8 protein-coding genes are annotated in these 9,405 nt (G+C 62.7%); 1 reads left to right on the top strand and 7 read right to left on the bottom strand.

Features of this window, described 5'->3' with window-relative positions; genetic code table 11:
• Positions 1-52: 52 nt before the first annotated feature.
• From BGI27_RS16640 to BGI27_RS16670, 7 genes are all read right to left on the bottom strand, one after another.
• Positions 53-718 carry a glycosyltransferase gene (locus BGI27_RS16640; RefSeq protein WP_223871880.1) on the bottom strand — a complete coding sequence of 222 codons (666 nt, stop codon included), beginning with the start codon at positions 716-718 and terminating at the stop codon, positions 53-55.
• Positions 715-1,521: a glycosyltransferase gene (locus BGI27_RS16645; protein WP_223871881.1), complete on the bottom strand. Its 807-nt coding sequence runs from the start codon at positions 1,519-1,521 to the stop codon at positions 715-717. Before BGI27_RS16645 ends, BGI27_RS16640 begins: the two co-directional genes overlap by 4 nt.
• Positions 1,522-1,807: 286 nt before the next feature.
• On the bottom strand, positions 1,808-2,344 hold the full coding sequence (locus BGI27_RS16650; RefSeq protein ID WP_170943090.1) for a GGDEF domain-containing protein: 537 nt from the start codon (positions 2,342-2,344) through the stop codon (positions 1,808-1,810).
• A complete protein-coding gene (locus tag BGI27_RS16655) occupies positions 2,275-3,669 on the bottom strand; it encodes a PAS domain-containing protein (RefSeq protein WP_095525927.1) in 1,395 nt (464 codons plus the stop codon). The genes BGI27_RS16650 and BGI27_RS16655 overlap by 70 nt, the downstream gene beginning before the upstream one ends.
• Positions 3,670-3,821: 152 nt before the next feature.
• The gene (locus tag BGI27_RS16660) at positions 3,822-5,420 is read right to left on the bottom strand and encodes an NAD+ synthase (protein ID WP_095525928.1); all 1,599 of its coding nucleotides are present in this window, start codon (positions 5,418-5,420) and stop codon (positions 3,822-3,824) included.
• A 123-nt stretch (positions 5,421-5,543) separates the two neighbouring features.
• Positions 5,544-6,959 carry a Re/Si-specific NAD(P)(+) transhydrogenase subunit beta gene (gene pntB, locus BGI27_RS16665; protein ID WP_095525929.1) on the bottom strand — a complete coding sequence of 472 codons (1,416 nt, stop codon included), beginning with the start codon at positions 6,957-6,959 and terminating at the stop codon, positions 5,544-5,546.
• 14 nt (positions 6,960-6,973) lie between these two features.
• Complete coding sequence (locus BGI27_RS16670) at positions 6,974-8,560, bottom strand: Re/Si-specific NAD(P)(+) transhydrogenase subunit alpha (protein WP_170943091.1); 1,587 nt, start codon at positions 8,558-8,560, stop codon at positions 6,974-6,976.
• Positions 8,561-9,092: 532 nt separating this feature from the next.
• Between BGI27_RS16670 and BGI27_RS16675 the strand changes: the two genes are divergently transcribed.
• The gene (locus BGI27_RS16675) at positions 9,093-9,353 is read left to right on the top strand and encodes a hypothetical protein (RefSeq protein WP_095525931.1); all 261 of its coding nucleotides are present in this window, start codon (positions 9,093-9,095) and stop codon (positions 9,351-9,353) included.
• Positions 9,354-9,405: the final 52 nt, after the last annotated feature.

A 9,405-nucleotide genomic window follows, 5' to 3' on the forward strand; every position in this document is an offset into this window, starting at 1 on the left:
CCACTTGGTTGCCAGCTTAAGGCTTCGAAGTGTCTAGTGAACCGGGGGCGATTCAACTTTTATTAATCGATTCATTGTTCAAACCAAGCAATTGCGCATAGGCCTGCAGGCCCGCCGCCAGCCCATAGGCCTGCGCTGTTTCCTGCGCACGGCGTCGTAATTTCCCGCCTCGCTCCGTGTCATTCAGTGCATCCAGAATCCCGCGACTGATGCCAGGCACATCGAAAAAAGCCACCAGTTCGCCGTTCTCCCCATCCCGAATGACTTCCCTCACCGGTGCGGTGTCACTGGCGAGGATGCGGCAGCCTGTGACCATCGCTTCGAGCAGCGACCAGGAGAGGACGAAGGGATAGGTGAGATAGACGTGCAGCGCCGAGACCTGTAGGACTTTCTTGTAGGTTTCGTAGGGGAGCTTGCCGAGGAAGTGGATGCGGGTTGGCCAGTCGGCAGGAAGCCGCCCCCTCTCCCCTGGCCCCTCTCTCTCCAAGGGAGAAGGGAAGGTCAGTTCGCGCAGCATGCTTTCACGCCAGTTGGGGGCATCCGTGGGCAGGCTGCCGTAGCTGCGCTCGTCGCCGCCGACGATGAGCACCTGCGCTGCCGGGTGTGCCTTGAGTACGGCTGGCAGGGCGCGCATGAACTGGTGGAAGCCGCGGTAGGGTTCGAGATTGCGGGCGACGTAGGTGATGATGGGGTCGCCGGCCTTGAGGATGAGGCTCACGTCCTCTCGGCTTTCGTTTCCTTCAGGGAAAGAAGTCTCTGAATTCCGGCTTGGGCAGAGCCCGGCCTGTCCCCGGATCGCGCCCGGGGCAGGCTCTGAGCTTGTCGGAGGTCGGAATGACGGCGAGAGAGCACCAGTGTGGCGTCAGGATCGGGGCCGAGGTTTTCGGTGTCGATGCCTTCATGGATGACCTGGATCCTGGGCTGGTACTCGGCGGGGAAGCGGCTCTTCTGCCAGCGGGTGGGGGCGATGGCCGCGTCGCAGTGCTGCAGGTTCAGCAGATGCAGCGCGTTCCAGGTAGTGATGCGCAGACGATCGTCGAGGTCAGGCGGGAATTCGGGGTCAAAGCCGAAGTCGGCGCCGGTTGTGCTGTAGTACCACTCACAGAAATGGATCAACCGTGCCGCCGGGAAGATCTCTTTTGCATAGAGCGTTTCGCCCCAGCCCGGGTGCGCGAGGATGACATCGGGCACGAAGCCCTTGCGCTTGAGAGCGGCCATGGCGCGGGCAACCGCCTGGCCGTGGAGCACGGCGGCCTCCATCTGGCGCAGGTAGGGGTGGGTTTCAGCCTTGACCGTGCGATGGAGCCGGTATTTGAACCAGGGGAATCCGTCCAGGCCCGGCGCCGTATCACGTCCGAGCCCGATGACTTCGACATCGGGGCGAGTGGCCAGATGGCGGGCAAGGTGCCGGAATTGGCCGGGGAAGTTCTGATGAATCAGGAGGATGCGACGGCGGCTTCCATGCGATGAGCCGCCATCACGCCGCGCCGCGTTCGACAATGCGTGCTCGATCGCACGCATGGACCTGCCTTGCTCCATTTCCGACAATCTTTCGGATGCTGCGCTGCCGTTGATCCAGGAATGGATTGGCGTCACACGCTAATTTGATCGGCATAATCAACTCGCATCATGCTAATTCAAACCAACAAAAATATACATTTTTTAACACGCCTGAACGGGCAGGTTTATCTGCTGTCGGATGGACGGCAAGATGACGTTTGCGATGGATCAGAGAGCCATTTCCGCAGACGAACTTCCTCTGCGGTCAATTGGAAATATCCGTATGCAACAAACGATGTACGGAGGCTCAAGCCTCGCCGTGGATCAATACCCGGTTCCGTCCTTCGCCCTTGGCTGTGTACAGCGCTTCGTCCGCGCGCAGCAAAGCCTGCTTGAAGGTGTCGGGCGGGTCGCGCAGATTGGCGCCACCGATGCTCACGGTGATCTGCAGGGAAACGTCAGGCAATCTGACCACCATGGCACGCACAGCCTCCAGCAGGCGGTTCGCCAGCCGCTTCAGGCCATCGCTACCCGTTTCCGGCATCAGCACGCAGAACTCTTCCCCGCCCAGGCGTGCCAGCAGGTCCGTATCGCGCAGCTCCCCGCTGACGGTACGGGCCAGCTGCCGCAAGACTTCGTCGCCCACGGCATGCCCGTGGGTATCGTTGACGCGTTTGAAATGATCCACATCGAGGACGAGCACCCCCAGGGAACGCTGATGGCGTAGCGTCAGTCCCGTCAGGCGCGAAGCTTCGTCGTTGAAGGCACGCCGGTTCAGCAGCCCGGTAAGCGGCAGGCGCAGCTCTGCCTCCGTACGCTTCTGCTCGCTGATATCTCGCACCACGCCGACAAACAGGCGCCCACCTGCGGCAAGCTCGCTGCCGATGCTGACCTCGACCGGGATCGAGTAACCATCTTGTGGCGCGCATACATTTCCAGACGGGATATGGCCGAACTTCCCTGCTCGTTGAAACTGGCATGAATCCGGGCGATATCCTGCCGGCTATCGCCGTCCGCAACGAGCATGCCGAGCTTTCTGCCGAGCACTTCTGCGCGCGAATAGCCGTACAGGCGCTCGGCTGCATGGTTGTATTCGAGGATGCGCTCATCCGCATCCGCCACCAGAATGGCGTCGCGGGCGGCATTCATGAAGATGCGCGCCTGCGCCTTGCTACGCTCCAGAGCGCCTGTCCGCAGCGCTACGCGTGCCTTCAGGTGATAGTTGGCCTCGGCCAGGGCGGTCAGCGCCTCACGGCGCCGTCGGACATGGCGCAACGTGATCACCACCAGCAGAACCAGGGCAATGTTGCTGGCCCCCCCGATCAGCAGGTAGAGGTGGTGTTCGGCTCGCCAGGCAGTCAGCAAGCGCTCATTTGCCGCACACACGACGACGCGGTAGGGATGATGCGGCGAAGCCAGCACAAACCCCACGCGCGCGTCGAGGCGCGGATCGCCGAAACGCCCGCCTTGCGGCAAGGCGTGGGCGCTGCCCATCGCGACACTCTTCGGTACGCTGCATGGACCATCGCTGTTGTAACAGAGGATTTCCTGCCCCTGCCCATTGAGCAGATGCAGATCAAAACCGTCAGGCAAGGCGGTTTCGGCAATCAGGGTTGCGATTTCGGCTGGCCGAATCGCGGCCACCAGCACGCCCAAAAATTCGTTGAGCTCGCTGCGCACGGCAAGCGTGATCGATACGAACTCCACGCCAGTCAGACAGTCGCGCTCCGGTTCGCCAAAAATCAGCCCCTGACTCTTCAGACTCAGCTGGTCCTTGAAGTAATCCGGCGGCTCGCTGCACTGCGTCGGGACCGGCCATGACCCGGAGCGCCCGAGCAGGCGTCCGTCAGGGCCGTGCAGGGCCAGCCAGGCAACGCCCTTGGAGGCGGCCTGACGGCGTTGCAGCAAGTGGTAGATGGAAACATTCGGCGCCTTGGGCAGCCCGCTGGCCCGCAGGGTGTCGGCCAGCCCGAAAAGCACGTTCTTCTGCGCTTCGATCAACCAGTCCAGCCGCTCGACGGTCACGCCTGAAGCCAGTTGCATGCGCAGCACGCCCTGATTCAGCAATTCCTCGCGCCGCTGCTCGCGCAGGGCCATCAGCCCCGCATCAATGACCAGGATGACGAGCACCACTGCCACAGTCAGTCGATGACGCAACATCCACTTCATGCATGTTCCTCCGTGGTGGCAGTCACTTCACGCTGCGTATCAGGATAGTGCAGGCCCTGATCCCGTCTTCGGGCGGCTCCCGCCCGGGTATGACGGACGCCCCGCCGCCATGCCCTTGTTTACGGCCCGGATCGGCCAGGCTAAAAGCTGTCTTAGTAGGCGTTCGTGATCGGGCAACGCCAGTCACGCCCGAAACCACGCTGTGTGACCCGGATGCCCACCGGAGCCTGCCGGCGTTTGTATTCGTTGCGGCGAAGCAGACCGATCACGCGGCGCACGTCGGCCTCGGAGTGGCCGGCGGCGATGATCTCGTGCGGACTCTCGTTGTGTTCCATGTAGGCTGCGATGATGGCATCCAGCACCTCGTAGGGCGGCAGGGAGTCCTGGTCGGTCTGGCCGGGCTTGAGTTCGGCCGAGGGCGCACGCGTCAGGATGTTCCCGGGGATCACGCGCGAGAGGCCGTTGCGATACGCGCACAGGCGGTAGACGAAGGTCTTGAGAATGTCCTTGATGACCGCGAAACCGCCGGCCATGTCGCCATACAGCGTGGCGTAGCCGACCGCCATCTCGCTCTTGTTGCCGGTGGTGAGCACGATGCTGCCGAACTTGTTGGAGAGTGCCATCAGGCTCATGCCACGAATGCGCGCCTGCAGATTCTCCTCGGTGGTGTCCTCCGGTCTTCCCTCGAACAAGGGTGTGAGCATCCGCGCGAAGGTGTGCATGGCAGGCTCGATTACCAGCTCGTCATAGCGCACCCCCAGCAGACGCACCATTTCGCGTGAGTCGTCCAGACTCATCTGCGCGGTATAGGGCGATGGCATCATCACCGCACGGACGCGGTCGGCGCCCAGCGCATCCACCGCAATGGCCAGGGTAAGCGCGGAATCCACGCCACCGGAAAGGCCGATGATGGCGCCGGGAAAACGATTCTTGTCGAGATAATCCCGCACGCCCAGCTTCAAGGCTTCGTACACTTCTGCCTCCACGCTGCCACGCGGAACGCAGACCTCGCTGGAAAAACGGCCATCGGCAAAATCGAGCACGTCCACGCGTGCCTCGAAGGCCGGTGCCTGGAAGCTGAGAGAGCCCTCATCATCCAGCGCAAAGGAGCCTCCATCGAATACCAGCTCATCCTGCCCGCCCACAAGGTTGCAATAGAGCACCGGCAGACCGGATTCGCGCACGCGCTCGCCGATCACCTCACGACGCTGCTGGTGCTTTCCCATGTGAAAGGGCGAAGCGTTGAGTACCAGCAGCAGTTCGGCGCCAGCGTCCGCAGCGGCCAGCACGCTATCCGGCCCCCAGACATCCGCACAGATGTTGATGCCCACGCGTACCCCCTGCACCTTGATCACGCAAGGGGCGCTGCCGGCGGCGAAATAACGGCGCTCGTCGAAGACTTCGTAATTGGGCAGACGGTTCTTGCGGTAGCTCGCCACCACCCGGCCGTCACGCAATAGCGAGGCGGCATTCCAGGCTTCGCCGTCGGCATGCAGCGGATGCCCCACGATCAGGTCGATGCCGTGCGCGGCCTCCGCCAGTGCCAGCAGCTCACACTCGCAGGCAAGGTAGAAATCCTCGCGCAGCAGCAGATCCTCCGGTGGATAGCCGCACAACGAGAGTTCGGGGGTGAGCAGCAGATGCGCGCCTCTGGCCCTCGCCTCACGGACGGCACCGAGAATCAAGGCAACGTTGCCCGGCAAATCACCCACGGTGCAATTGAGCTGCGCGACAGCGATACGGAGCGTCATGGTCTGGCTCTCCCGTGCGGCGGATTAGCGATGGGAAAAAACTATACAGCCCCTGCCCTCTCCTCAAAAAGCAGAAAGCCGGCACAAAGCCGGCTTTCCAGTACAGAACGGATGGATGGCTCGTCAGGCTTTCAACGCTACCAGCACCTCGTCAAGCATCTTCTTGGCGTCACCGAACAGCATGCGGTTGTTGTCCTTGTAGAAGAGCGGATTGTCCACGCCGGCGTAGCCGGAAGCCATCGAGCGCTTCATCACGATGGAGGTCTTGGCCTTCCACACTTCCAGCACCGGCATGCCGGCGATCGGGCTGGCCGGGTCTTCCTGGGCTGCCGGGTTCACGATGTCGTTGGCGCCGATCACCATGACCACGTCGGTATCCGGGAAGTCATCGTTGATCTCATCCATCTCCATCACGATGTCGTACGGCACCTTGGCTTCGGCCAGCAGCACGTTCATGTGGCCCGGCATGCGGCCGGCGACCGGGTGGATCGCGAAGCGCACATTCACACCCTTGGCGCGCAGGTGGCTGGTGATCTCGAAGACGGTGTGCTGAGCCTGGGCGACCGCCATGCCATAGCCCGGCACGATGATGACGCTCTTGGCTTCGCGCAGCAGTTCGGCCGTTTCGACGGAGGAAACCGGCGTCACTTCCCCGGCCGGCTGCACGGCGCCACTGGCAGCAGCTTTCGGCGCACCACCGTCGGAGCCGAAGCCACCGGCGATCACGCTGATGAAATTGCGGTTCATCGCGTTGCACATGATGTACGACAGGATCGCGCCGGAGGAGCCGACCAGTGCGCCCGTCACGATCAGCAGGTCATTGCTCAGCATGAAGCCCGTGGCGGCGGCAGCCCAGCCCGAATAGCTGTTGAGCATGGACACCACGACCGGCATGTCAGCACCACCGATGGCCATGACCATGTGGACGCCGAAGAACAGCGAGATCACCGTCATCACCATCAGCGGGACCATGCCGGCCGAAATCGAATCGACCTGCAGGAAGGCGTAGCCGTAGTAGAGCACCACCAGCAGACCGAACAGGTTGATCAGATGGCGGCCCGGCAGCAGCAGCGGCTTGCCGCCGATCTTGCCGGAGAGCTTGCCGAACGCCACGACGGAACCCGAGAACGTCACCGCGCCGATCAGGATGCCGACATAGATCTCGATCTCGTGGATAGCCTTTTCAGCACCGGTATAGGCGATGGAAGTGTCGATATAGCTCGCAAAACCGACCAGGCACGCGGCCAGGCCGACAAGGCTATGCATGAAGGCGACCAGTTCGGGCATCTGCGTCATCTTGACGACGCGGGCCAGATAGAGCCCCACGGCACCACCGACGACCATCGCGCCGATGATCCACGGCAGGCCTGCCGCAGCCACACGCGGGCCGAACACCGTGGCGAGCACCGCGATGGTCATGCCGAGCACGCCGTAGAAGTTGCCGCGACGCGCGGTTTCCTGGTTGGAAAGTCCGCCCAGACAGAGGATGAACAGGATGGCTGCCCCGAGGTAGGAGACCGAAGCCAGACTTGCAGACATGTTTTTCTTCTCCCTTACTTACGGAACATTTCCAGCATGCGCTGGGTGACGGCGAAGCCGCCGAACATGTTGATCGTGGCCAGCACGATGGCGCCGAGCGCGAACCAGCGGATGACTTCATCCGGGCGCACGATGCTGCCGGCCTCCGGTGGCGCGATCTGCACCAGTGCACCGATGGCGATGATGCTGCTGACCGCGTTGGTCACGCTCATCAGCGGCGTATGCAACGCCGGCTTCACATTCCAGACCACCATGTAACCGATGAAGCAGGCCAGCACGAACACCGTGAAGTGGCCGAGGAAGGCGGCCGGAGCGTAGGCGCCGATCAGCCAGAACAGCACGGCGGCCACACCGAAGATGATTGCCATCGTCTTGGCAGCCATCGGACCGCTCGGCTCGCCATGACCATGGGCCTTCTTGGCAACCGGCACAGGCGCGGCGGCAGGCTTGGCAGCGACGGCGGGCAGCTTGGGCGCCGGCGCCGGCCAGGTGATTTCGCCATCCTTGATCACGGTAAGGCCACGGATCGCATCATCTTCGAAGTTGACGTCGATCTTGCCATCCTTGGTCTTGCACAGCTCTTCTGTCAGGCGGAACAGGTTGGTCGCGTACAGCGTCGAGGATTGCTTGGCCAACCGGCTCACCAGATCGGTGTAACCGACGATGGTCACGCCATGGCGCACCACGGCCTCACCCGGCACGGTCAGCTCACAGTTACCACCCTGCTCGGCGGCCATGTCGACGATCACGCTGCCAGGCTTCATCGACTGCACCATCTCGGCAGTGATGAGCTTGGGCGCCGGCTTGCCCGGAATCAGCGCGGTGGTGATGATGATGTCGGCCTGTTTGGCTTCGCGCGCATACATTTCGCGCTGTGCCTGCTGGAAGCCTTCGGACATGACTTTGGCGTAACCGCCACCGCCCGAACCTTCTTCCTCGTAATCGACCTTGACGAATTCGCCGCCGAGCGACTTGACCTGATCGGCCACCTCGGCGCGAGTGTCGTTGGCGCGCACCACAGCGCCCAGCCCTGCAGCCGCGCCGATGGCAGCCAGACCCGCCACACCGGCACCGGCGATGAAGACCTTGGCCGGCGGCACCTTGCCCGCGGCAGTGATCTGGCCGTTGAAGAAGCGGCCAAAGGCATTGGCGGCTTCGATCACGGCACGGTAACCCGCCACGCCGGCCTGAGAAGTCAGCGCATCCATCTTCTGCGCCCGGGAGAGCTGACGAGGCAGCGCATCCATGGCCAGCACGGTCACCTTGCGGGCCGCAAGCTTCTGCATCAGCTCGGGATTCTGGGCGGGCCAGATGAAGGAAATGAGCGTGCAGCCCTCGCGCATCGAGGCGACTTCCTCGTCGCTCGGGGCACGGACCTTGAAGACGATATCAGCACTCGCCCACAGCTTCGCCGCGCGCTCGGCGATCTCGGCGCCGACGGCACGGTAGGTATCGTCATCACAGTTGGCAGCGGCACCCGCGCCGGTCTCGACGACAACCCTGAACCCCAGTTTGATCAGCTTTTCCACGACCTCCGGCACGGTCGCGACACGCTTCTCCCCTGCAAAGACCTCCCGAGGCACCCCTATGAGCAGTGACATTCGCTGTTCTCCATTCATCTCTATCTGGATAGAAAATAAAACCCATTCACCTTGCCAGGCGCCCTGCAGGCTGTCCCATCCACCTGGCTGCCAGCGTGGCAAGGCCTGTGTGTCCCTCATCTTTGCCAGAGGCTCCCCCGGACAACCGGGCCTCCGGCGATGGCGACCGGTGACATACAGATCTGCCCCGGTGCGCTGCGGCGGGCCACGATCACCCAAGCCCCGAAGGACTGCGTGGGCCCGGGATTTCCCGGGAAAGCGATCCGGAATCGGAACATCCGGAGGCGCCCTGCCGGTGCCCGCTCCCCGCCACGCAAATACCGCGCTTTTCTTTCTGCCTCTCGGGCCGAAAGGGGGCCATGATACTGCGCCCGGCCGGCTTTCAGGAGATGGCTTTACTATTGCGCCGCAGCGAAACCGGACGGTGAAATCCCATTGAAGGGCAATGGTTTTTCGATGCCCTCACTCCGCCAGACAACGCCGGCCTCATGCTCTGCCGGCTCTTGCGGAGCAACACAATCAGGACGAAGTCATGCGCAAACGCCCTTCTCGCAGCAGCGCGAAAACCCGTAATTCCTATGCCCGCAAGGCGGGCCTGCCGCCGGGCAGCATCGTGCACATCGGCGACAAACCGCTGGATCAGGCCAGTTTCTCGTTGTTCGATTACGACGGCGATGGTCAGCGCGAGGTCCACTTTTCCACACTCGCCGCCTCGCGCCAGTATTCCCGGCAGCACCGCTGGATCTGGCTGCATGTGCAGGGCGTGCATGAAACGGCAGTCATGGAAGAGTGAATCGCCCCGGGTTTCCTAGACAGCCCCGAGCTTCATGAAATACTGTTTTTCA

Source organism: Candidatus Dactylopiibacterium carminicum (genome assembly GCF_014736495.1).
Taxonomy (GTDB): Bacteria; Pseudomonadota; Gammaproteobacteria; order Burkholderiales; family Rhodocyclaceae; genus Uliginosibacterium; species Uliginosibacterium carminicum.

Excerpts from the sequence above, each read along its gene's own strand:
- BGI27_RS16675 (WP_095525931.1), top strand. The coding sequence starts at position 9,093 with ATGCGCAAACGCCCTTCTCGCAGCAGCGCGAAAACCCGTAATTCCTAT.
- pntB (WP_095525929.1), bottom strand. The coding sequence starts at position 6,959 with ATGTCTGCAAGTCTGGCTTCGGTCTCCTACCTCGGGGCAGCCATCCTG.
- BGI27_RS16645 (WP_223871881.1), bottom strand. The coding sequence starts at position 1,521 with ATGCGTGCGATCGAGCACGCATTGTCGAACGCGGCGCGGCGTGATGGC.
- BGI27_RS16670 (WP_170943091.1), bottom strand. The coding sequence starts at position 8,560 with ATGTCACTGCTCATAGGGGTGCCTCGGGAGGTCTTTGCAGGGGAGAAG.
- BGI27_RS16655 (WP_095525927.1), bottom strand. The coding sequence starts at position 3,669 with ATGAAGTGGATGTTGCGTCATCGACTGACTGTGGCAGTGGTGCTCGTC.
- BGI27_RS16660 (WP_095525928.1), bottom strand. The coding sequence starts at position 5,420 with ATGACGCTCCGTATCGCTGTCGCGCAGCTCAATTGCACCGTGGGTGAT.